This window comes from Tenacibaculum sp. MAR_2010_89 (genome assembly GCF_900105985.1).
GTDB lineage: Bacteria > Bacteroidota > Bacteroidia > Flavobacteriales > Flavobacteriaceae > Polaribacter > Polaribacter halocynthiae.
This window is the reverse complement of sequence record NZ_FNUB01000005.1, coordinates 2,568,101-2,590,329: the sequence shown is the minus strand read 5'-3', so window position 1 is coordinate 2,590,329 and position 22,229 is coordinate 2,568,101. Positions and strand designations below refer to the sequence as shown.

The 22,229-nt window shown below is 28.7% G+C and carries 23 protein-coding genes; 10 read left to right on the top strand and 13 right to left on the bottom strand.

Annotated features, from left to right (window positions below):
- Positions 1–93: 93 nt before the first annotated feature.
- On the bottom strand, positions 94–1,317 hold the full coding sequence (locus BLV71_RS14845) for an imelysin family protein (protein ID WP_093871302.1): 1,224 nt from the start codon (positions 1,315–1,317) through the stop codon (positions 94–96).
- Between the two features lie 203 nt (positions 1,318–1,520).
- Here BLV71_RS14845 and guaB point away from each other — a divergent pair, with 203 nt between their 5' ends.
- Together guaB and aroQ are read left to right on the top strand one after the other, a co-directional pair.
- Complete coding sequence (gene guaB, locus BLV71_RS14840) at positions 1,521–2,996, top strand: IMP dehydrogenase (protein ID WP_093871301.1); 1,476 nt, start codon at positions 1,521–1,523, stop codon at positions 2,994–2,996.
- 119 nt (positions 2,997–3,115) lie between these two features.
- Positions 3,116–3,532, top strand: coding sequence for a type II 3-dehydroquinate dehydratase (gene aroQ / locus BLV71_RS14835; RefSeq protein WP_093871300.1), 417 nt, complete (start codon positions 3,116–3,118; stop codon positions 3,530–3,532).
- On the opposite strand, the gene BLV71_RS14830 is transcribed toward aroQ, so the two are convergent.
- From BLV71_RS14830 to BLV71_RS14820, 3 genes are all read right to left on the bottom strand, one after another.
- On the bottom strand, positions 3,513–4,697 hold the full coding sequence (locus BLV71_RS14830) for a lipoprotein N-acyltransferase Lnb domain-containing protein (RefSeq protein ID WP_093871299.1): 1,185 nt from the start codon (positions 4,695–4,697) through the stop codon (positions 3,513–3,515). The two genes, aroQ and BLV71_RS14830, sit on opposite strands and share 20 nt — an antisense overlap.
- Positions 4,698–4,699: 2 nt before the next feature.
- Entirely contained in the window at positions 4,700–5,767 is a 1,068-nt protein-coding gene (locus BLV71_RS14825) for a putative type IX sorting system protein PorV2 (protein WP_143032799.1), read from the bottom strand.
- A gap of 98 nt (positions 5,768–5,865) precedes the next feature.
- Positions 5,866–6,840: a YheT family hydrolase gene (locus BLV71_RS14820; protein ID WP_093871297.1), complete on the bottom strand. Its 975-nt coding sequence runs from the start codon at positions 6,838–6,840 to the stop codon at positions 5,866–5,868.
- Positions 6,841–6,949: 109 nt separating this feature from the next.
- Here BLV71_RS14820 and BLV71_RS14815 point away from each other — a divergent pair, with 109 nt between their 5' ends.
- From BLV71_RS14815 to BLV71_RS14805, 3 genes are read left to right on the top strand one after another with little or no spacing between them, the layout of a single operon-like run.
- Complete coding sequence (locus BLV71_RS14815; protein WP_093872052.1) at positions 6,950–7,684, top strand: CDP-alcohol phosphatidyltransferase family protein; 735 nt, start codon at positions 6,950–6,952, stop codon at positions 7,682–7,684.
- Positions 7,684–8,109, top strand: coding sequence for a GNAT family N-acetyltransferase (locus tag BLV71_RS14810; protein ID WP_093871296.1), 426 nt, complete (start codon positions 7,684–7,686; stop codon positions 8,107–8,109). The genes BLV71_RS14815 and BLV71_RS14810 overlap by 1 nt, the downstream gene beginning before the upstream one ends.
- Positions 8,106–8,555, top strand: coding sequence for a hypothetical protein (locus tag BLV71_RS14805; protein ID WP_143032798.1), 450 nt, complete (start codon positions 8,106–8,108; stop codon positions 8,553–8,555). Before BLV71_RS14810 ends, BLV71_RS14805 begins: the two co-directional genes overlap by 4 nt.
- Here the strand turns inward: BLV71_RS14805 and lptB are convergent.
- The 4 genes from lptB to BLV71_RS14785 form a co-directional block, all read right to left on the bottom strand.
- Entirely contained in the window at positions 8,552–9,286 is a 735-nt protein-coding gene (lptB, locus tag BLV71_RS14800) for an LPS export ABC transporter ATP-binding protein (RefSeq protein ID WP_093871294.1), read from the bottom strand. The two genes, BLV71_RS14805 and lptB, sit on opposite strands and share 4 nt — an antisense overlap.
- A gap of 84 nt (positions 9,287–9,370) precedes the next feature.
- Positions 9,371–9,715 carry a carboxymuconolactone decarboxylase family protein gene (locus BLV71_RS14795; protein ID WP_093871293.1) on the bottom strand — a complete coding sequence of 115 codons (345 nt, stop codon included), beginning with the start codon at positions 9,713–9,715 and terminating at the stop codon, positions 9,371–9,373.
- A complete protein-coding gene (gene tatC, locus BLV71_RS14790) occupies positions 9,690–10,511 on the bottom strand; it encodes a twin-arginine translocase subunit TatC (RefSeq protein ID WP_093871292.1) in 822 nt (273 codons plus the stop codon). Before tatC ends, BLV71_RS14795 begins: the two co-directional genes overlap by 26 nt.
- A gap of 2 nt (positions 10,512–10,513) precedes the next feature.
- Positions 10,514–11,485, bottom strand: a complete 972-nt coding sequence (locus tag BLV71_RS14785; RefSeq protein WP_093871291.1) for a KpsF/GutQ family sugar-phosphate isomerase — start codon at positions 11,483–11,485, stop codon at positions 10,514–10,516.
- Positions 11,486–11,628: 143 nt separating this feature from the next.
- Here BLV71_RS14785 and BLV71_RS14780 point away from each other — a divergent pair, with 143 nt between their 5' ends.
- The 3 genes from BLV71_RS14780 to BLV71_RS14770 are packed head-to-tail and all read left to right on the top strand — an operon-like array spanning position 11,629 to position 14,856.
- Positions 11,629–13,827 (top strand): ATP-dependent DNA helicase RecQ, encoded by a 2,199-nt coding sequence (locus BLV71_RS14780; protein WP_093871290.1) that lies wholly within the window; start codon positions 11,629–11,631, stop codon positions 13,825–13,827.
- Positions 13,828–13,838: 11 nt separating this feature from the next.
- Positions 13,839–14,264 carry a VOC family protein gene (locus BLV71_RS14775; RefSeq protein ID WP_093871289.1) on the top strand — a complete coding sequence of 142 codons (426 nt, stop codon included), beginning with the start codon at positions 13,839–13,841 and terminating at the stop codon, positions 14,262–14,264.
- A gap of 4 nt (positions 14,265–14,268) precedes the next feature.
- On the top strand, positions 14,269–14,856 hold the full coding sequence (locus BLV71_RS14770; RefSeq protein WP_093871288.1) for a YdeI/OmpD-associated family protein: 588 nt from the start codon (positions 14,269–14,271) through the stop codon (positions 14,854–14,856).
- Here the strand turns inward: BLV71_RS14770 and BLV71_RS14765 are convergent.
- The 5 genes from BLV71_RS14765 to BLV71_RS14745 form a co-directional block, all read right to left on the bottom strand.
- The gene (locus tag BLV71_RS14765; RefSeq protein ID WP_093871287.1) at positions 14,853–15,224 is read right to left on the bottom strand and encodes a DUF4258 domain-containing protein; all 372 of its coding nucleotides are present in this window, start codon (positions 15,222–15,224) and stop codon (positions 14,853–14,855) included. The two genes, BLV71_RS14770 and BLV71_RS14765, sit on opposite strands and share 4 nt — an antisense overlap.
- A 146-nt stretch (positions 15,225–15,370) precedes the next feature.
- Positions 15,371–16,081 (bottom strand): DUF6733 family protein, encoded by a 711-nt coding sequence (locus tag BLV71_RS14760; protein ID WP_093871286.1) that lies wholly within the window; start codon positions 16,079–16,081, stop codon positions 15,371–15,373.
- Between the two features lie 7 nt (positions 16,082–16,088).
- Positions 16,089–16,871 (bottom strand): enoyl-CoA hydratase-related protein, encoded by a 783-nt coding sequence (locus BLV71_RS14755; RefSeq protein ID WP_093871285.1) that lies wholly within the window; start codon positions 16,869–16,871, stop codon positions 16,089–16,091.
- A 23-nt stretch (positions 16,872–16,894) separates the two neighbouring features.
- Complete coding sequence (locus tag BLV71_RS14750) at positions 16,895–18,208, bottom strand: ferredoxin reductase domain-containing protein (RefSeq protein ID WP_093871284.1); 1,314 nt, start codon at positions 18,206–18,208, stop codon at positions 16,895–16,897.
- A 3-nt stretch (positions 18,209–18,211) separates the two neighbouring features.
- Positions 18,212–19,846, bottom strand: coding sequence for an AMP-binding protein (locus tag BLV71_RS14745; RefSeq protein ID WP_093871283.1), 1,635 nt, complete (start codon positions 19,844–19,846; stop codon positions 18,212–18,214).
- Between the two features lie 172 nt (positions 19,847–20,018).
- On the opposite strand from BLV71_RS14745, the gene BLV71_RS14740 reads away from it, so the two are divergent.
- Together BLV71_RS14740 and BLV71_RS14735 are read left to right on the top strand one after the other, a co-directional pair.
- Positions 20,019–20,759 (top strand): response regulator transcription factor, encoded by a 741-nt coding sequence (locus tag BLV71_RS14740; protein WP_093871282.1) that lies wholly within the window; start codon positions 20,019–20,021, stop codon positions 20,757–20,759.
- Complete coding sequence (locus BLV71_RS14735; RefSeq protein ID WP_093871281.1) at positions 20,731–22,227, top strand: sensor histidine kinase; 1,497 nt, start codon at positions 20,731–20,733, stop codon at positions 22,225–22,227. The genes BLV71_RS14740 and BLV71_RS14735 overlap by 29 nt, the downstream gene beginning before the upstream one ends.
- The last annotated feature ends 2 nt before the right edge of the window (positions 22,228–22,229 follow it).

The window sequence follows — 22,229 nt, the reverse complement described above, 5'->3', positions numbered from 1 at the left end:
TTAATATGACTTTATAATTTAATATGAATTAAAATAAAGAAGAAAAAGACCTAAGTTAATAGACCTTTTTCTTTTTGATTATTAAAAAGATGTTTATTGAACTGGAGCTCCTATTTTAACAGCTACTTCACTAATATTTCCTCCAAGATCTTTTAAAGATTGACCTGCAGCAACAATAGTTCCTGGATTAGAAGTAGATTCTTCTAATAGCAATAAATCAAAAGGTTTTTTATTGTTAGCTTTCGTATCAATATCATTAATTTTTGACATCATTTGATCTGTAGCATCTTTAAACTTTTTTGCGATTGTGTTATCTTGTTGATTAATTAAATCATAAACAGATGCACCTGAAATAGTTCCGTATTTTCCAAAAAGAACATTAATAATTCCTTGGGCATTTGTAACTACATCTCTATGCGTATTGTCAGAAAAACAAGAGTGTTCATCTTCTTGTCCAGATTGATCTATTCCGTCTGTTAAATCAACAGGTTTTAGCATTCTCTCTTCTGATAATTCTTCATTTGCTAAAAAGAAAGGGCCAGAAATAATATTTTTTAATGCATCTTTTTCAGATAAAGCCATAAATACTTTGTAGTATTCACCTCCTGTTGCCCATGTATCAACTAATTTTTTTAAATCCTTAACTAAAATTGAAGTAACTACATTTAAGTATGTTTTTCTTCTCTCTTTTTTAGAATCAGTAGTGTAATCTGTTACAGATCTTTGTCCTGCTTTTAGGTCTTTAGGGTTTGTTTCATCTTGTCCCCATAAAAGAAATTCGATAGCGTGCCATCCTGTAGAAATTGATTTATCATTTTCTTTTTCATTTTTACCAATTAAAAAAGCTTCTGTAATAGCATCAGTTCCTGCAATAACACCACCACTATAAGCTGTGTATCCAGCATATGCATCAGAACTAGCTGTTACATAATCAATATACCCTTCATCTAAAGGCCAAGCATTCATTTGTCCTTCATTATTTATTACCCATGTTTCGCTACCTTCAGAATCAACAGGACCATTTGACCCTCTAAACACTTCAGTTTGACCATAAATATCTCTAGCTGCTAACCATTCTTTTTTTGAACTATCAAAACCAGCTTGTGAGGGGGTACTTGTAAATGAGCTAATTGTGTTTTGCATTTTAACAGCAGCATTATAACTGTCTAAGTAATTTTGGTGTACTAATTTTGCATAATTTGCAATCACTTCTTTTACTGTTACTTTATTTTGTGGAAGTTCGTCGTTTTCTGAGGAACATGACTTTAGAACTATAGCTACTAATATTAGCAGAGATGCTTTTAATATAACCTTCATTTTATTTAGATTTAATATAATTAATCAACAAAGGAATAAACTTTTTTAAACTTTACAAAGTTAATTTAGATTTAATTTAAATAATTACCAAAGAAACTTAACATAAACTTAAATTATAGTTTAAGAATAATTATAGTATATTTGCACGTAATTAATTTTTAACAACTAAACGCTCTTTTTAAAGAGTAAAATTGATTACATTTATGGATGCTCACCAGTCAAAAATTGTAGGAGAAGGTTTAACATATGATGATGTTTTATTAGTTCCTGCATATTCAGAAATTCTTCCAAGAGAAGTTTCAATTCAAACAAAATTTACTAAAAATATAACAATAAACGTTCCTATTGTATCTGCTGCAATGGATACAGTAACTGAGTCTGCAATGGCAATAGCAATCGCAAGAGAGGGTGGTATTGGAGTATTACATAAGAATATGACTATTGAGCAACAAGCTCAGGAGGTAAGAAAAGTAAAAAGAGCTGAGAGTGGTATGATTATTGACCCTGTAACTTTATCTCTAGAAGCTACAGTATCAGATGCTAAAAGATTAATGAAAGAGCATAGGATAGGAGGTATACCAGTAATAGATAATAATGGCACTCTTAAAGGAATCGTAACCAATAGAGATTTACGTTTCGAACATAAAAATAATAGGCCAATTGTAGAAGTAATGACTTTTGAAAATTTAGTTACTGCTAATGTTGGTACATCGTTAAAAGATGCTGAGAAAATTCTCCAACAAAATAAGATTGAAAAATTATTAATTGTAGATGAAAACTATAAGCTTACTGGTTTAATTACTTTTAGAGATATAACTAAAGTAACTCAAAAGCCAATAGCTAACAAAGATACTTTTGGACGTTTACGTGTAGCAGCTGCATTAGGAGTTACAGCTGATGTTGTAGATAGAGCAGAAGCTTTAGTTAAAGCAGGTGTTGATGCTGTTATTATAGATACAGCCCACGGACATACAAAAACTGTTGTAGCTGCATTAAAATCGGTTAAAGAAAAGTTTCCAGAATTAGATGTAGTAGTAGGTAATGTAGCTACTGCTGAAGCAGCAAAATACTTGGTTGATGCTGGTGCAGATGCTGTTAAAGTTGGTATAGGACCAGGTTCTATTTGTACAACACGTGTAGTTGCAGGTGTTGGTTTTCCACAGTTTTCAGCAGTATTAGAAGTTGCTGCGGCTATAAAAGGTTCTGGAATACCAGTAATTGCTGATGGTGGTATTCGTTATACAGGTGATATTCCAAAAGCAATTGCAGCAGGCGCAGATTGTGTAATGTTAGGATCTTTATTAGCAGGAACTAAAGAATCGCCAGGAGAAACAATTATCTATGAAGGACGTAAATTTAAGTCGTATAGAGGAATGGGATCAGTAGAAGCAATGAAAAAAGGTTCGAAAGATCGTTACTTCCAAGATGTAGAAGATGATATTAAAAAATTAGTACCTGAAGGTATTGTTGGGCGTGTACCATACAAAGGTGAGTTATTTGAAAGTATTCATCAATTTATAGGAGGTTTACGTGCAGGAATGGGTTATTGTGGTTCTAAAGACATTGAAACACTTAAAAACACGGGTAAGTTTGTTAGAATTACAGCATCAGGAATTAATGAAAGTCATCCACATGATGTAGCTATTACTAAAGAGGCTCCTAATTATAGTAGAAGATAATAAAATCTATATAAAAATCACTAAACCGTTGAGTATTTTAAATATTCAACGGTTTTTTGTTTAGTTAAAGGTAAATGTAAATAACAATTGCTAACTTTACTTTTTATTTAAAGAAAGAAATGAAAAAAGTACTTATTATAAATGGCCCCAATTTAAATTTATTGGGAAAGAGAGAACCTACTATTTATGGAGATAACTCTTTTGATGAGTTTTACGAAAGTTTACAAAAAAAATTTACATCTTTAAATTTGAGCTATTATCAATCAAATATTGAAGGTGAACTTATCAATAAGTTACATAAAGTAGGTTTTGATTATGATGGAATAATTTTAAATGCTGCTGCTTATACTCATACATCTGTAGCAATAGCTGATGCTATTAAAGCAATAAATACTCCAGTAATTGAAGTGCATATTTCTAATGTTTATTCAAGGGAAGAGTATAGACATAAAAGTTATTTAGCTCCTAATGTTAAAGGAATAATTACAGGCTTTGGTTTACAAAGTTATGAGTTAGCTATTCAAAGTTTTTTGTAAACTTTAATAAATAAGTATATCTAATTAGAAGTAGAATAAAAAAGCTTAGTAATTCAATAGGAAAAAGTTGAATTCTAAATATCCATATAATTGGAATTAATACGAGTAAAATTAGTAATAGTAAAATGTATTTAGAAATCCACCTTGGTGGATTTTTTCTATTTATAAGAAAAGAAATTATAATGTTAGGAGCAAAAGCCCAAAGAATATTAAAATTATTAGGAGCTGTTGAATGATTAGTGAAAAACCACAAGAAAATAATTAAGATTCCAAAAACGCCAGTTGTAAAAAAAATTAAAAAGTCTAACCATTTTGATCGTGAGTTATTTTTAAAATCTTTAATGGTTATAATTAAACCAATAAGGAACAGTATAAAAAAGATTATAAAAGGGCTAATAGCATCTGATTTTAACTTTTTCTCAGGGTAATTTAAAAGGTTTTTAGTGGTAATAACAAGGTCTTCCTCTTTTCCGTTTTTAATAACTTTTGAGCAGGCTAAAGATTTAAAAACGTAGTCAGGTAAGTATAAATATTCTTTTGAAGTAGCTATTTTATCTAGTTTACTGCCTAAGGCAATATTAATACCCAAACTTCCCCATGTATTTGTATGTATTTCATTATTCATGAGTTGTCTAATAGAGGAATTTTCAATAACAAAATCATCTTTAAAAATTACATTATCTCCTAACACATTTTTAATAATATCTGCTGGTTTTGTTGAACAATTATTAAAAAAAGGATCATAAAAATAACTAGCATTGCTTGGAAGAGCATTATTTTCTAAATAGCTAAAAAAACTATTTTTTTGTTTATTAGTAAGGTTTAAAATTTGCTCTTTTGCCCATCTTTGATCTTCATTATAGCCTCTTAAAGAAGGAGGGAAGGAATAGCGAACTAATTTATATTTCATGTAGCCTTTTGTAAAGTTTACATAAAAATTACTTTCAGTTAAATCAAAAAAACCGTAATTATAGATTAAATCTAATTGTAAAACAGGATCTTGTATTCTAATAGCTGTATGACCAAATTTTTCATACAGGGCATAACCTGGACCATAAGTTAGCACACTTACTTCAGCGTAAGCAGAAAGTTTAATGCCTTGTTGGGCATTTGAAAAATTAAAAACAAATAAAACAAAAAATAGAATAAGGTATTTTTTAAGCATAGTTATTGTCTAAAAAAACTGTAATCAAACTTAATAGAAAAAATATTAGAATATAAAGCATTACCAATACTACCAATATTTGTTAAAGCATAATCAATTTGAATGCCTTTGTAATTAAAACCAACACCCAAATTAGGCTGAATTGCTGTGGATTTACTTCCGTCAAATTCAGTAGTATTTTGAATGTTTCCAATACCTAAACGTAAGAACACCATTTTTTCATAATCTAATTGTAATCCCAAAGAAGGGTCTATACTAACAAAATCAGAAGCAATGATATCGTTTGTTTTAGTAAACCTCATGTTTAAATCAATTTCAGCAAGTAAGCTAAAAAAACGATTAATAGAAAAACTTTTAGCAATACCTAATTGAGCTTTTGGTTTTGTTATTTCTGTAGTTTCTGGTAATTCTTGGTTTTTTCCTGGAATAGCATTTTTAATTTTTTCAAATTCTGTTTTATTAATAGCCCAAGTGTTAAAAGTTGTGGTAATATCTCGAACCATTAAACCAAATTTCCAATTATTTCTTTCAAATTGAACTCCTGCATCAAAACCAAATCCCCAAGAAGTTGCGAAATCACCAATAACCCTACGTACAATTTTAGCATTTATACCAAGTTGAAAACCATCTAATATCATTTTTCTCGCATAACCAATATTAAAAGCATAATCAGCAGCAGAAAAAAGACTTATTCTATTATAATCAATATTTCCTTGATTATCAATTAATTCTGTTGTGTTTAAAATGTCATCTACACCAAAACGAATTATAGCTATACCTAAAGCACTCCTTTGATCTATAGGCATTGCAAAACCAGCAAAGTTATAATTTGCAATTCCAGCAAAATAGGAAGCATGCATTAAGGAGCCTTGATAATCTTCAACAGCTACTAATCCAGCTGGATTCCAATAAATAGAATTGACATCATTAGTAGATGCTACTACAGATTTACTCATACCTAAAGCGCCAGCATCTACACCAATACTTAAAAATTCATTTGAATAATTTCTGAATTGAGCTTGTAATGTACTTGTAAATAGTACAATAAAAAATAAAAAACGTGTTTTCAATATTTAAGGTTGAATGATATACAAATATCTAAAATACTAAGAACATAACTATCATTTTTAATAGATATTGTTTTTAACATATTTAACTTACTTAAAACCTAAGTTAAAATAACTTTTTCATTGATAAAATCAATAATTTTTTGTTCTAACCAATAATTATGTGAATTAGAAAAAGAAGATAAAAAACCAACATGACCTCCATAGTTTGGAGTTAATAAATAAAAATTAGTAGAATTTTCAGCTTCACTATAAGGGTAACACTCTTTTGTTAAAAAACTATCATCTAATGAGTTTATTAATAGTGTGGTGTGCTTTATGTTAGGTATATAAGGTTTAGAGCTTGCTTTTTTCCAATAATCTTCTGAACTTTCAAATCCAAAAACAGGAACTGTATATTGCTTCTCAATATGTCTAAAACGAGTTGCTTTGAATAATAATTTTTTATCAAGCTTAAAATCAGGAAATTTTTCAGATTTTTTAAGGAGTTTTAATTTCATAGTTCTCAAAAACTCTGTTAAATATATTTTATTTTTAAATTTAGCAAGTTCAGCTTGAGAAGCTGTTAAATCAATAGGAACTGAAATAGCAATTCCTCCTTTTATTTGTTCAGGTATAGCATCATATTCACCTAAATATTTTAAAGCTAAATTTCCGCCTAAACTAAATCCAATAATAAGAATATTTTTGTATTGATATTCTTGGCATAAATAATTTATAATAAAATCTACATCATCAGTTTTACCACTATGGTAAGTTCCTAATAATAAGTTATCTTCACCACTACATCCTCTTAAATTCATGCAAACAGTATCATATCCATTTTTATTAAGTTGTTTAGAAGTAGTGATCATATAGTTTGAATTGGAGCTGCCTTCTAAACCATGAATTAATAAAACAAGAGTATCTGAACCAATACATGAAAAATCTAAATCTATAAAGTCATTATCCCATGTTATAACCCTTTTTCTTTCATAACTAATAGTATCTCTCATGAATAATGGACGATAAATTGTATTAAAATGAGGATTTCTAAAAGGTAAATTTGGTGTAAAGTTAGTTGTGATTTTTGGCATTTGATTTTATTGATTAGCTATTTTTAACAAATATGACAAAAAACAATGAAAAAGTAAAACTGATAAAATGATTTCTTATTTTCGCCTTTAAATTCTATATACTATGAATATTAAAAAACAGATACCTAATTTAATTACTTTAGGAAATTTATTATGTGGAACAATTGCTACAATTTTTGCAGTTAAAGGAGATTTTGTAGGTACAGCAGTTTTAGTAATTATTGGTATTGGGTTAGATTTTTTTGATGGATTTGCTGCTAGGTTATTAAAAGTACAAGGAGAGTTGGGGAAGCAGTTAGATTCCTTGGCAGATATGGTAACAAGTGGAGTAGTACCAGGTATAGTAATGTTACAGTTATTAGTAAATGCAATAGATATTGATGCAGTTGGGTATTTTGGTATTGATGAATATGGAAGATCTGGAAGTAATTTACCTTATTTAGGTTTATTATTAACATTAGGTGCTGGATATCGTTTAGCTAAATTTAATATTGATGAACGTCAATCCGATAGTTTTATAGGTTTACCAACTCCAGCAATGAGTTTATTTGTTATTTCATTACCACTTATACTTGAATATTCAGGATATTCATTTTTTAATAATATTGTTCAAAATAAATATTTTTTAATAGTTATAACAGTATTACTAACTTTTATTATGAATACAGAATTACCGTTGTTTTCTTTAAAGTTTAAAACTTTTTCTTTTAAAGAGAATATAGTTAAGTATTTATTTTTAATAGCCTCACTAATACTACTTGTTGCTTTGAAATTTGTAGCTATTCCTATAATTATTTTATTATACATCGTAGTTTCATTACTTCAAAACTTAATAAATAAGTAATGAACACAATAGAAGAATGTCAAAATAAGGATGAAATAGAAAAAATTATTTCTGAAATAAATCATTATAATGATAGTCAAACTGAACGTATATTACCTGATGTTTGGATTCCTATTGAGTTAATAGCAAAAAATAATAAAAGAGAAATTGTTGGAGGTGTTATAGGTGGGGTTGGTTATTATGCTGGTTTTATGATAAAAATACTTTGGGTTGATGAAAGTGAACGGAAAAAAGGTTTAGGAGGAAAACTTTTAAAACAAGCTGAAGAAATTGCTATAGAGAAAGGGGCAAAGCTAGCAATATTAGAAACATTTTCATTTCAAGCAGAAGGGTTTTATTTAAAACAAGGCTACGAAAATTTCGGTAAAATTGAAAATTTCCCTAAAAAAGGTCAGAACTTTCTATTTTTAAAAAAAGCTTTATGATTTTTATTACAAGACTGTTTTTGATTTTCTTTTTTTCATTCTTAGCAATGTTTTTATATAAAAAGATAGTAGTTTTTAAAAAAGTGAGCTTATTAACCAATAACGAAATTAATGAAGGAGAAAATGAAAAGATAAGTAATAGAGAATCAATTATAATTAATAAACTAAGTTACTCTTTTTTTCTTTTTTCGGGAATTATTGTATTGGGAACTTTAGGTTTAGTTACTGGGAATTTATTAAAATTATTAATTTTAAATTTATCAGTATATTTTAGAGTTATACTTTATGTGTTATTTTATATGCTTCTTATTCGTATCCCTTTTGGAATGGTAAATAGAATGAATAAAGAAGTAATCAAAAACTTAGAAAAAACATTTTTTTCATTACTCGTAATAAGTAGTTTTGTTTTGTCTATTGTGTTTGTAAATAGGATTTTAGTGATTTAAAACTTCTTTTTCTTTAATTCAAAATCTTTACCTAAATATACTCTACGAACAGTTTCATCTTCTGCTAATTCTTCAGGTGTTCCTTCTTTAAGTATACCTCCATTAAACATTAAGTATGTTCTATCTGTGATAGCTAAAGTAGCTTGAACATCATGATCAGTAATTAAAATACCGATGTTTTTATTTTTTAATTGAGCTACAATTCCTTGGATATCCTCTACAGCAATAGGATCAACACCAGCAAAAGGCTCGTCTAATAGTATGAATTTAGGGTCAGAAGCTAAACAACGAGCAATTTCGGTTCTCCTGCGTTCACCTCCTGAAAGTAAATCTCCTCTATTTTTGCGAACATGACCTAAACTAAATTCCTCGATTAGTTCTTCTAAACGTGCTTTTCTTTGCTCTTTATTTCTATCTGTAAATTCTAAAACAGACATAATATTATCTTCTACAGAAAGTTTTCTAAAAACTGAAGCTTCTTGTGCTAAATAACCAATTCCTTTTTGAGAGCGCTTATACATAGCATCTTCGGTAATTTCTTCATCATCTAAGAAAATAGCTCCACCATTAGGCTTTATCATTCCAACAATCATATAGAAAGAAGTAGTTTTTCCAGCTCCATTTGGACCTAATAATCCTATAATTTCCCCTTGTTCTACTTCTAAAGAAATTCCTTTTACAACTTTTCTACTACCGTAAAGCTTTTGTATGTTATCTGCTTTTAATTTCATTTGTGAGTTTAAAAGTTCAATGTTTTAATTTCTTAAAAGTATATAAAAGATATTACTAGCATCATTAAAACATTGTTAAATTGTTTAATTACTTTCTAATACTTCCCAGTACTCGTATGCTTTACGTAAATGTGGAATAACAATGGTACCTCCAACTAAAGTAGCAATACTTAATGTTTCCATTACTTCTTCTTTAGTAACACCACTTTTATGTGCTGTTTCTAAGTGGTAAGCTATACAATCATCACAACGTAAAACTGCAGAAGCAACTAAACCAAGTAATTCTTTAGTTTTTACAGGTAAATGACCTTCTTTAAAAGCGTTAGTATCTAAATTAAAAATACGTTTAATTATTTTATTATCATTGGATAATATTTTTTCGTTCATTTTAGAACGGTATTCATTAAACTCTTGGACTTTTTGAGACATTTTTTTGTTGTTTTTTTATTACATATTTTGAAACATAAATACTTACTTCGTATAGAATCATAATTGGCACTGATACTATCACTTGACTAGCAACATCAGGAGGTGTAATAATAGCTGATAAAATTAATACTACTACTAATGCATGTTTACGGTATTTACGTAAAAATTGAGGCGTTATAAGTCCTATTTTTGATAAGAAAAAAATTACAACCGGTAATTCGAAAAATACAGCTACCCCCAGTAACGTATTTGTAATTAAACTAATATAGGCTCCTAATTTAAAATTCTTAACAATAGAATCTCCAATGGAAAAGTTATAAAAGAAAAAAACTGACATAGGTAAAATTACATAATAACTAAATAGTACACCTAAAAAGAATAATAGTGAAGAAGTAAAAATAAACCCTCGAGACTTTTTTCTTTCTGTACTGTGTAAACCAGGTGCTATAAAACGCCAAAACTCCCATAAAACATAAGGAAAAGCAATAACAAAACCTAGAATTAATGAAGACCATATACCTGTCATTAATTCTTCAGTTGGATTAAGTACTTGTAGTTCTTGAGCAAACTCTATGTTACAAAAACTACTATCTATTCCAATAGCAGAAAAAATTTTACAAAAAAATTGATATGTTGTAAAATCAGGTTTTAAATGGGCTAATAAGAATTCATTAAAAATGAAATTAATATTAACAAATATTACGATTGCTAAAATAAATATTGCAGCAAAACTTCTAACTAAATGCCATCTTAATTCTTCAAGATGGTCTAAAAAAGACATTTCTTTGGTAGCCATTGTTAAAATATTCCTTCTTTTATTAAATCATGTAAATGTACAACACCAACATACTTATTTGAATCATCAATAGCTAATATTTGTGTAATACTATTGTTTTCAAGTGCATCTAATGCATCAATAGCCATAGCATCTATGTGTATTGTTTTTGGGTTTTTACTCATTATATCATTAGCAATTAGCTCATCAATTTTAGTAGTCTTAGCAAGCATACGCCTAATATCTCCATCAGTAATAATTCCAACGATAGAACCATTTTTATCAACTACTGCTGTTACACCTAATCTTTTTTCTGATATTTCAATAATAACCCTTGTTAAAGGGTCAGAAATATTCACTTTAGGTAATTCGTTATTTTTAACAAGGTCAGAAACACGTAAGTATAAGCGTTTACCTAAAGCACCGCCTGGGTGATATTTAGCAAAATCACTACTAGTAAATCCTCTTAACTCAAGCAAACAAACAGCTAAAGCATCTCCCAACACCAATTGGGCGGTAGTACTAGAGGTTGGAGCTAAGTTATTAGGACACACTTCTTTTTCAACATAAGAATTTAACAAAAAGTCTGCACTTTTTCCTAGAAAAGAGTCTGGATTTCCTGTTATTGCTATTATTTTATTATTAGAATTTTTTATTAAAGGTACTAACACTTTTATTTCAGGAGTATTTCCGCTTTTAGAAATACAAATAACTGTATCATTTTGTTGAACATTTCCTAAATCACCATGTATAGCATCAGCTGCATGCATAAAAACAGCAGGAGTTCCAGTTGAATTTAAGGTGGCAACAATTTTAGAAGCTATGTTAGCACTTTTACCAATACCAGTAACAATTACACGTCCTTTAGAATTTAGTATAAAGTTTACAGCATTTATAAACGAGTTATTTAATAAATTTGCTAAATTAGCAATAGCATTACTTTGAGAAAGTAATGTTTCTTTAGCAATTGAAAGGATATCGCTTGAGTTTTTCAAGTTTAATAGTTTAAGTATAATTTAAAAGTGTAAAAATAGAAATATTTTAGGTACAAAATCTTTTAATAAAAAGAAAGTTTATATCTTTTATTAATAGTTTTTTTATAAATTAGATTTCTGTTTTTAATTTTATATTAAAAGAAATGAGTATAGAGCAGTCGGATTTATATGAAGCATTAAAGAAAATCTTTGGATTTAATAAGTTTAAAGGTTTACAAGAAAATGTAGTAAATAGCATTTTAAATAATGAGAACACGTTTGTGATCATGCCTACGGGGGGAGGTAAATCATTATGTTATCAATTACCAGCACTAATGAAAGAAGGAACAGCTATTGTTGTTTCTCCATTAATTGCTTTGATGAAAAATCAAGTTGATGCTATAAGGGGGATTTCAGAAAATAAAGGAATAGCACATGTTTTAAATTCATCTTTGAATAAAACAGAAATAAGCCAAGTAAAATCTGATATAGAAAGCGGAATAACAAAGTTGTTATACGTTGCTCCTGAATCACTTATTAAGGAGGAATATGTAACCTTTTTAAGGCAACAAAAAATTTCTTTTGTGGCAATTGATGAAGCCCATTGTATTTCAGAGTGGGGGCATGATTTCAGACCTGAGTATAGAAACCTTAGAGCGATTATTAAACAAATTGATAATGTTCCAATAATAGGTTTAACAGCTACAGCTACAGAAAAAGTACAAGAAGATATATTAAAAACGCTTGGTATGAGTGATGCCAATGTTTTTAAAGCTTCCTTTAACAGGGCAAATTTATTTTATGAAGTACGTCCAAAAACAAAGGAAATAGAAAAAGATATAATTAGATTTATCAAAACTAGAATAGGTAAATCAGGAATTATTTATTGTCTTAGCCGTAAGAAAGTAGAAGAAATAGCACAAGTATTACAGGTTAATGGTATAAATGCGGTGCCTTATCATGCTGGATTAGATGCAAAAACAAGGGTTAAACATCAAGATATGTTTTTGATGGAAGATTGTGATGTTGTTGTTGCTACCATTGCCTTCGGAATGGGAATAGATAAACCAGATGTTCGTTTTGTTATCCATCATGATATACCAAAAAGTTTAGAGAGTTATTATCAAGAAACTGGTAGAGCAGGTAGAGATGGAGGAGAGGGTTACTGTTTAACTTTCTATTCGTATAAAGATATTGAAAAGTTAGAGAAGTTTATGGCAAATAAACCTGTAGCTGAACAAGAAGTAGGGCATGCTTTATTACAAGAAGTTGTAGGTTATGCAGAAACATCAATGAATAGGCGTAAATATTTATTGCATTATTTTGGAGAAGAGTTTGACGCTGTAAATGGAGAAGGTGCAGATTTGGATGATAACATGCGTAACCCTAAAAAGAAACATGAAGCAGAAAATGAAGTAGTAAAGCTACTTTCAGTAATTAGAGATACTAATGAAATGTACAAACCTAAAGAAGTGGTAAATACTATAATAGGTAAGGAAAACGCATTATTAAAATCTCATAAAACCACACAACAACCATTTTTTGGAATAGGAAAAGATAAAGATAATCATTATTGGATGGCTTTAATACGTCAAGTATTAGTAGTAGATTTAATTAAAAAAGAAATTGAACAATACGGTGTTTTAAAATTAACCAAAAAAGGAAAAGAGTTTATAGGTAGTCCAACATCATTTATGATGACAGAGAATCATGTATATGCTACTGATGACGATGGTACTATTATCACTAATACTAAATCTAATGGTGCTGGTGTAGATAATAAGTTAGTAGCAATGCTTAAAGACTTGAGGAAAAATGTTGGTAAGAAATTAGGAGTACCTCCATTTGCTGTTTTTCAAGATCCTTCAATTGATGATATGGCCTTAAAGTATCCAATAAACTTAGAAGAGTTATCGAAGGTTCACGGTGTTGGAGAAGGTAAAGCTAAAAAATATGGTAAAGATTTTGTAAAATTGATAGCGAATTATGTTGAAGAAAACGATGTAATGCGGCCTGATGACTTAATAGTAAAAAGTACTGGAGTAAACTCTGGATTAAAGTTATACATTATTCAAAATACTGACAGGAAATTACCATTAGATGACATAGCAAAATCAAAAGGGTTAGAAATGCCTGAATTAATTAAGGAAATGGAAGCTATTGTATTTTCTGGAACTAAACTTAATATTGATTATGCAATAGAAGATTTATTAGATGAAGATCAGCAAGAAGAGATAAGTGAATATTTCATGGAGGCTGAAACGGATAAAATACAAGATGCACTTGATGAGTTTGATGGAGATTATGATGAAGATGAATTACGATTGATGAGAATTAGGTTTATGAGTGAAGTAGCAAACTAATTTAAAAAAGTATGAAAACTAGTACGTATTTACATTTTAACGGTAATTGTGGAGAGGCAATGAAGTATTATGCAGATATTTTAGGTGGTGAAATAACAATGCTAATGCAATTTAAAGAAGCACCTGAAGAAATATGCAATATGATTCCTGACTTTGCAAAAGAACTTATTATGCACTGTACTTTGGAGGTTGGAAATATGGCTATTTTAGCTTCTGACTTCTTAAATGAAAAGGAGGATTTTAAAGCTGGAAATAATTTTGCAATTAGTTTAAATGCAGAAGATGAAAATGAAGCGTTAACTGTTTTTAATGGATTAGCTGAAGAAGGTACTATTTTAATGCCTTTTGCGGAAGCTTTTTGGGGAGGTAAATTTGGAATGCTAAAAGATAAATATGGTGTTAGTTGGATGATGTCCTTAGGTGATAACTCTATTTAAAAAAATGAATTTAAAAGTAACAGAATATATACAAGACAAAAATAAATGGACGCAAGAGTTAAAACTCTTGCGTTCTGCTTTACAAGAATTACCATTAGAGGAAGATATAAAATGGGGAATTCCAGCTTATTTATATAAAGGGAAAAACATAATAGGGATGTCGGCTTTTAAAAATTATTGTGGTTTATGGTTTCATCAAGGAATATTTTTGAAAGATGAAAACAAATTACTTATAAACGCACAAGAGGGAAAAACAAAAGCAATGAGACAGTGGAGATTTAATTCATTAAAAGATATTGATGTTGAACTAGTAAAAAGTTATGTTCTAGAAGCTATTGATAATGCTGAAAAAGGAAAAGCAATAAAACCACAAAAAAATAAAACACCTATTATAATTCCTCAACAATTACAAAATGAATTGGATAGTAATTCATTACTTCTAGAAAAATTTGATTCTTTCAGTTTAAGTAAACAACGAGAATATGTAAATTATTTAATAGAAGCTAAACGTGAAACTACAAAACAAAAGCGTTTAGAAAAAATAATACCTATGATATTAAAAGGTATAGGTTTACATGATAAATATCGTTAATTGATAAATATTTTATCAATAGTTGAAGTAGAATCACAACGTGTTACGTATAAACTCATGTTTTTTAAACTGTCTTTACCAGTAATATAATATTCAGCACAAGGTTTTTGTCTTGCTTTACTTTTGCCAAAATCAACATCTCCATTTTTTAAAATTTGAGAAATATATGAAGTATCAATTTTTTTTGTAGCTAGTATTTGTTTAACATCGTTAGAAAATAGACGTTTTTTAATTCTTATAGATTTTAAAGTTCTTGCATCCATACCATAATCAAAAGAGACATTTTTGTTTTTCCAAAAAAACAATACAGCAACTGAGCCTAATGCTAATCCTATAAGGTAATATCCAAAACGTTTTAATAACTGCATAATTAAATTTTTTCTGAATGCAAAAGTAGAGATAATTAAGGTTAGAGTTATAAAATAATATTAGATTCTTGTGATTTTTATTAAAAAGAAAACCAAAGATATTATTCTCTTTGGTTTTTCAAGTTATAAATCAGTAAAAGTTAATTTTATATAGGTATAAAAGCTTGTATTTTATAAAATTCTTTTGAGTTTACACGATCACCAGAAATATTTGGTCCAGCTGCGAATCTAAACCAAACACCATTATTAAGAGTAGTTTTAATATAAGCACCTAAGTATTGGTATAAGGTAATTGTATTTCCACTATCTGCTCTTGTTTGACCTAGATGTTCATAAAACCCTCCAATAGATAAACTCTTATTAATTTTAAACCCTGGTATAACCCAATTAAGCATTAAGTCTTGTGAGTTACCTTCACCTCTTAAACTTTTATAATAAGCGGTATATGCTTCAAATTCAAATCTACCAGAATTATAAATCATAAACAAACTAGGTATTATACTTTCAGCAATTTTAGTTTCAGCAGCACCTGATAGTAACTTTCCATGACCAAAACCTAAGCTAGGGTTTAAATAAAGCTTATTATTAGCTAAAGAGTAGCCTAAACCAATACCAGTTTCTAAAAATAAATCTTTACCTTGATTACCAAAAGATGGATTTACCCAAAAAACACTATAAAAAGTTAAATTTGTTTTTGGTTTTATTTGATGTGATCCTAAGAAAACATTATTAAATCCTGCGCCACTATTATGTATAGGCATAATTGCAAAACTTGTTTTATTTTCTTTTTCTTCTTGACTGTAAATGTTAAGTACAGATATAGTAAGTACTACAAATGATATTATTAAATTTTTCATGGTAAAGTTATTTTTTAATTGGTTGATAAATTGAGTTAAAATTTGCTATTCGCTTTTCTAAAAAAGCATCCATTCCTTCTTTTTGATCTTGAGTATTGAATAGAGAATGAAATACTCTTCGTTCAAATACAATTCCATCTTTTAAACTGCATTCTAATGATTGATTAATAGCTTCTTTCGAAGCTATTAATGCAGTTTTAGAATAATTAGCAATGTTTTGGGCGTATTTTATGACCTTGTTTAAGAAGTTGTTTTGTGAAATAATTTTGGAAGCTAATCCAATGTTCTCTGCTTCTTTAGCTTCAATATTTCTTCCTGAAAGGATAATGTCCATAGCTTTAGATTTACCTACCAAGGAAGTAAGCCTTTGAGTACCACCAATACCAGGTATAACTCCTAATTTTATTTCTGGTTGACCAAATACTGCATTTTCTGAAGCAAGAATTGTATCACACATCATTGCTAATTCGCAGCCTCCACCAAGAGCGTAGCCTGAAACAGCAGCTATTATAGGGGTTTTTATTTTTGAAAATACTTCCCAATATCCAAAATAATCTTCTTCAAACATTTGAGAAAAATTTTTAGATGCCATTTCTTTAATGTCTGCACCAGCACAAAAAATATTTTCGCTTCCAGTGATAATTATACAGCCTACTGAAGGTGATTTATCAAATTTTTCTAGTTTAGATATTAGCTCATACATGGTTTCAGTATTTAACGCATTTAATGCGCTAGGTCGATTTAGCTTGGCAACAACAACCCTTCCTATTTGTTCAAATAGTACGTTCATTTTTATTATGTTTAAATTAATTTTTAAGAATCCCAAATAGCTCCATAAGCAGGAATTCCTCTAGATTCCATATTATGAACAACTTTTTGAGTAAGTTTTTGGTTAGATATACATATTACAGCTTCAGCTTTAAAGTCACTATATGCTTTATAAGCAAGCTTAACTAGATCGGGTTTTCCATTAGCATCTGTATCCCATATAATAGCATTAGGTTGAACTGCTTTAATTTCATTTACTAATTTTTCACCATATGTTTTTTCTGGATTTCTTGTAGCCCAAATAAGAACGGATGGAGTTTCATTTAATAGTAAATGTGGAATACAAGGACCTATTCCACTTCCTGTAGCAACCCAAATAATTTTTTTAAATAGTTTATCTACGTTACCAACTCCAGCAGTTGGTATACCTTTAACCCAAATTTTTTCAGGTTTATCAGAAATGAAGTTACCAGTCCAATCTCCAGCTCTAGATATGGTTAATCTAAATCCATCTTTATCAGGAGCAGGAACATTAGCAAAAGAATGCCATTCTAATAAAGGGTTTTTACTTAAAGCAGTAGATGAACCTGCAAAAGGAGTAACCCCATAGTTAAAAGATGTAAGCGCTACATGGTTAGAAGGTTTCACTATTTCGATATCTACTTTTTTAAGTCGTAACCAAGGTAAAATAACGCTTATTGTTAGAGTGATTAATATCCAGAAATCAGAACTGTAAAAAAGTGTATTGTGAGTATTTTGAATATTAATAAACAAAAACATTTGTACCCAAAATAAAATCAGCACTGTCCATCCACCTAATCTATGAGTTAATTCAAATTGATTATGGTATTTTGCTCTAATTTGAGGTAAAGCCATAAGAATGATTACAATTAATAGAGCCAAGATCATAGTGGTTATGATGATAATTTCAATATTAACACCTGGCAAATAATTTAAATAATGGTAGTATAGTGAACCTACAAAAATTAAATACCAAAGAGTTCCCATTGATGTGGAAGAACTATGTATGCCACCAAAGTGGTATACTTTAGCACAAATTCTCCTTATAAATAAAGGCCAATTTTTAGGTGGACTAGTTGCGATCTTAAATAATAAATTAATAACATATTGTTGTCTAATTAAAATTCCTAAGGCAAAATTGAATATAATTATCTGGGCTATTTTATCAATTTCAATTCCTTCTGCTTTAAACCAATTCCAAGTGGTATATGCCTTTATAAAAATACCAATATTTATTAATGAAATAAGTATAAATAAACGATGATATGGTATTAACCAAGGATGTTTTCCTAATCTATATAGAAAACTTTTTTTTGGAGGTAATATGATATTTTCCATGATTTATTTATTTAAAGATTTTTTTAACTCCCTTTTATCAATTTTCCCTCTAGAAGTTTTAGGAAGTTCATTTAAAAAGATAAATTCATTGGGTACATAGTAATATGGTAGTTCTTTCTCTATTGCTTTTTTTATAAGCTCAGTAAGATTAGTTTTAGTTTTTGCTTGTAATCCAATAAATGAAACTAGAAAGTTTTGATGTTTTAATGTTACTGCTCTTTTAACTTCTTTAAAACCTTCAATTATTTTTGAAATAGCATCTAGTTCTACTCTAAAGCCTTTAATCTTTACTTGATCATCAACTCTTCCATAATGAATTAATTCTCCAGCCTCATTCCATTTTCCTAAATCACCAGTATTAAACATTTTACTTTTTTTTGACAAAAAAGGGTCATCTAAATATTTTTTAGCATTTAAAATATCGTTATTTAAATAGCCTTTTGTAACGCAATCTCCACCAGCCCACATAATACCAACCTCACCAATTTTTGTTGGTTTCATATCTTCATTTAAAATATAAACAGTGTTATTAGGAGTTGGTTTACCAATTGATAATTCACTTGTTCCTGGAATACATTTTTTCATTGTATTCACAATAGTAGTTTCTGTTGGGCCACAAGAGTTGTAAAAATTACAAATTCTTGACCAAGTGTTTGCAAGTATAACTGGACAAGGTTCTCCAGCAACAGCCACAGTTTCTATATTTTTACATTTTTTATAGTTAATTGTAGTTAAAACAGTTGGTGTAGCGATAATTACATTAGCTTTTTGAGCTGTTTCGTTAATATCTTTATCTCTTATTAATAAAGTGCCTCCATTACCTAGGCAGCCTAAAACTTCCCAAGCAGCCATATCAAAGGAAATATTTAGCAATTGTGCTACTTTTGTACCTGGTTTTATTCCTAAGTTACCTGGAGAGTTAAAAAGAATATTACATAAGTTTTTATGAGTTACTTGAACTCCATTAGGTAGCCCTGTTGTACCAGATGTAAATAAAATGAAGCAAATTTTATTAATATTATCATTCTTATAATTAATAAGTTTTATGTTGCCATATAAATTTCTGTAAATCTTCTTTTTTAATTCTTTATCAATTAGAATAGTTTGTTTAGTAGAAAAAAAAGATACACTTTCTTTGTAATTTGAAAAGGTTAGTATCATTTTTTGATTACTTAATTCACTAATGTTTTTCAACATTTTTGGTGGTACAATCCGTGGGTCTTGAGGCACATATATTGCCCCTAATTTAAGTGCGGCAACAATACCAATTAGAAAATGAATAGACCGATGTGTGTACAGACCAATAGTGTCTCCAGATTTAATTCCTTTTTGTTTTAAAATAAGAGCTAAAATGGTAGCTTCATTATCTAATTCTTTATAGGTTATTGTATCATTTAAAAATGAAGCAGCTACATTATTAGGAGTTTTTCCTAACCAATATTCAAAAGCATTGAGAACGCTTTTAAATGTAGATGTTGTTTTTTTTGCAATACCATATTCTATAAATAGGTTTTGATTTTCAGGGGACAAATTACTAATAGCATTAAAGTTAAACTCTCTATTTATTTGGTTTACCTCTTTGCTTTGTTTATATAATTCTAAAGAATTAGAACTATGTGATAAAGCTGATTTTTTCATAAAATAGTTTTTAAGTTAGTATTTATGATGTATAAAAAAGCTGCAGCTAATTTTAATGAGGTAAAGAACTTTTATAAGTATCACGGAAGTATCACAGAAAAATCATTTTTATATCACGACTAAATTTTATATGTTAGCCTTTCCCCAGTTTTTTATGCTATTATACTTGTAAATGAAAAAAGTACTTATTATTGAAGATGATGTTGCAATTTCTAAATTGTTAGAATTTCATTTAATAGACCTTAATTATACTATTATTAAGGCTTTTAAAGGAGATGTAGGTTTAGAGAAAGCTTTAAATGATGATTTTACATTAATAATATTAGATATTACGTTACCTAATATTGATGGAATAGAGGTTTGCAAACAAATTAGGTTAGTAAAGCAAACTCCAATAATAATGCTAACTGCAAAAACAGAGGAACTAGATAAGGTATTAAGTTTAGAGTTAGGAGCTGATGATTATATAACAAAACCTTTTAGCGTAAGAGAATTTATTGCTAGAGTGAAAGCTGTAACTAGGAGGTTTGAAAATACTTCGGGAACCAAAAAAATAATTGAATCTAACAATGAATTAACATTTAAAGAGTTATCTATAAATATAGATAAGCGCAAGGTTCTTTTAAAAAACAAAGAAATAAACTTATCACCAATAGAGTTTGACTTACTTGTTTTAATGGCGTCAAATGCAGGTAAAGTTTATAGTAGAGAGAAATTATTAGAATTAGTATGGGGATATGACTTTGATGGTTATAGGCATACAGTAAATTCACACATAAATAGATTGAGAGGTAAAATAGAAGAAAATATGGTAACCCCTAAATTTATATTAACTACTTGGGGGGTAGGGTATAAGTTTAACGATGAGTTAAAGATACCCTCCCATGAAAAATCACAAAGCAGTATCGAATAAATTAATCTTAAAATTAGGATTTACGTTTTTAACACTAATTTTTATTGTAGGAATAGTGTATATTTCTTTAACGTTTTTCTCAGTTAAAAAGTTTTATAGCGAAACTACTCAAAGACTTAATGCTAATATTGCTAATCATTTAATAGAAGAGAAGTTCAAAAAGAATTCTCCTTTTTTAGATGATGGCTCTGTAAATAAAAGTTTATTTGGCGATATAATGCATGATATGATGGCTGTTAATAGAGCTATAGAAGTGTATTTACTAAATGAATCTGGAGAAATTTTGTATTCAGTAGTATTAGATCATACGAATCCGAATAAGCCATTAAAGAAGATTAGTTTATTACCTGTAAAAAAGTTTATACAAAATAAAGAGCAGTATATATTGGGGGATGACCCTAGAGAAGCTGGGAAACAAAAAATATTTTCAGCAGCTCATTTTGTGAAAAATAATAAGGAAGGTTATATATATATAATATTGGCAAGTCAAAAATTTCAACAGATTTGTGATTCACTATTTACCGACTATTTTTTTAAGTTATGTACTAGAACAACTTTATTAACTATGATTTTTGCTGTTTTCATAGGTTGGTTAAGTATTTGGTTTTTAACTAAAAGTTTACGTACAATCATTCATCATGTAAATAAGTTTAAGGAGGGAGATTTGTGTAGTAGAATACCCAACCCATATAATTCTGATTTATCTGTTTTAGCTGTTACATATAATAACATGGCTCAAACGATATCGCATAATATTAAAGAAAAAGAGTCTATAAATAGTTTTAGAAAAGAACTAATAGCTAATGTTTCACATGATTTAAGAACTCCTTTAACAGCTATTAGAGGGTATATAGAAACTTTAAAAATAAAAGAAGGGAGTATTGCTATTAATGATAGAAAAGAGTTTATGGATATAATAGAAAAGAGTGCTTGTTATTTATCCAACTTAGTAAATCAACTATTTGAGTATTCTAAACTTGAAATAAAACAAATTGAAATAAATTTAGAGCCATTTTACCTGACTAATTTAATGTTAGATATTAAACAACGATATGAGATATTAGCAAAAAACAAGAATATAAAAATATCTATGATTGTTAAAACATCATTACCACCGGTAATGGCAGATGTCAAATTAATTGAAAGAGCAATACAGAATATATTGGATAATGCGATAAAGTTTACACCAATTAATGGTAAAATAACAATATACTTATCTAATAAGCAAGGTTATGTTTCAGTTAAAATTAAAGATAATGGACCAGGTATTTATGAGCATGATCAAGAATTAATTTTTGATCGACACATGAAGGCTACATTAACCAATAAGGAACAAGGTATTGGTTTAGGTTTAGCTATCGTTAAAAAAATAATGGAACTTCACAAAACAGAAATAACTGTTAATAGTTATGTAAATAAAGGAAGTGTTTTTGAATTTAATTTACCAAGTTATAATATTAATAATTAGAT

What these genes read in the sequence shown, in the direction of transcription:
- aroQ (WP_093871300.1), top strand. Translation starts at nt 3,116, where the DNA reads ATGAAAAAAGTACTTATTATAAATGGCCCCAATTTAAATTTATTGGGA.
- BLV71_RS14735 (WP_093871281.1), top strand. Translation starts at nt 20,731, where the DNA reads ATGAAAAATCACAAAGCAGTATCGAATAAATTAATCTTAAAATTAGGA.
- BLV71_RS14770 (WP_093871288.1), top strand. Translation starts at nt 14,269, where the DNA reads ATGAATTTAAAAGTAACAGAATATATACAAGACAAAAATAAATGGACG.
- BLV71_RS14780 (WP_093871290.1), top strand. Translation starts at nt 11,629, where the DNA reads ATGAGTATAGAGCAGTCGGATTTATATGAAGCATTAAAGAAAATCTTT.
- BLV71_RS14755 (WP_093871285.1), bottom strand. Translation starts at nt 16,871, where the DNA reads ATGAACGTACTATTTGAACAAATAGGAAGGGTTGTTGTTGCCAAGCTA.
- BLV71_RS14795 (WP_093871293.1), bottom strand. Translation starts at nt 9,715, where the DNA reads ATGTCTCAAAAAGTCCAAGAGTTTAATGAATACCGTTCTAAAATGAAC.
- BLV71_RS14845 (WP_093871302.1), bottom strand. Translation starts at nt 1,317, where the DNA reads ATGAAGGTTATATTAAAAGCATCTCTGCTAATATTAGTAGCTATAGTT.
- BLV71_RS14805 (WP_143032798.1), top strand. Translation starts at nt 8,106, where the DNA reads ATGATTTTTATTACAAGACTGTTTTTGATTTTCTTTTTTTCATTCTTA.
- BLV71_RS14775 (WP_093871289.1), top strand. Translation starts at nt 13,839, where the DNA reads ATGAAAACTAGTACGTATTTACATTTTAACGGTAATTGTGGAGAGGCA.
- lptB (WP_093871294.1), bottom strand. Translation starts at nt 9,286, where the DNA reads ATGAAATTAAAAGCAGATAACATACAAAAGCTTTACGGTAGTAGAAAA.
- BLV71_RS14810 (WP_093871296.1), top strand. Translation starts at nt 7,684, where the DNA reads ATGAACACAATAGAAGAATGTCAAAATAAGGATGAAATAGAAAAAATT.
- BLV71_RS14830 (WP_093871299.1), bottom strand. Translation starts at nt 4,697, where the DNA reads ATGCTTAAAAAATACCTTATTCTATTTTTTGTTTTATTTGTTTTTAAT.
- BLV71_RS14750 (WP_093871284.1), bottom strand. Translation starts at nt 18,208, where the DNA reads ATGGAAAATATCATATTACCTCCAAAAAAAAGTTTTCTATATAGATTA.
- BLV71_RS14740 (WP_093871282.1), top strand. Translation starts at nt 20,019, where the DNA reads ATGAAAAAAGTACTTATTATTGAAGATGATGTTGCAATTTCTAAATTG.
- guaB (WP_093871301.1), top strand. Translation starts at nt 1,521, where the DNA reads ATGGATGCTCACCAGTCAAAAATTGTAGGAGAAGGTTTAACATATGAT.
- BLV71_RS14745 (WP_093871283.1), bottom strand. Translation starts at nt 19,846, where the DNA reads ATGAAAAAATCAGCTTTATCACATAGTTCTAATTCTTTAGAATTATAT.
- BLV71_RS14760 (WP_093871286.1), bottom strand. Translation starts at nt 16,081, where the DNA reads ATGAAAAATTTAATAATATCATTTGTAGTACTTACTATATCTGTACTT.
- tatC (WP_093871292.1), bottom strand. Translation starts at nt 10,511, where the DNA reads ATGGCTACCAAAGAAATGTCTTTTTTAGACCATCTTGAAGAATTAAGA.
- BLV71_RS14765 (WP_093871287.1), bottom strand. Translation starts at nt 15,224, where the DNA reads ATGCAGTTATTAAAACGTTTTGGATATTACCTTATAGGATTAGCATTA.
- BLV71_RS14820 (WP_093871297.1), bottom strand. Translation starts at nt 6,840, where the DNA reads ATGCCAAAAATCACAACTAACTTTACACCAAATTTACCTTTTAGAAAT.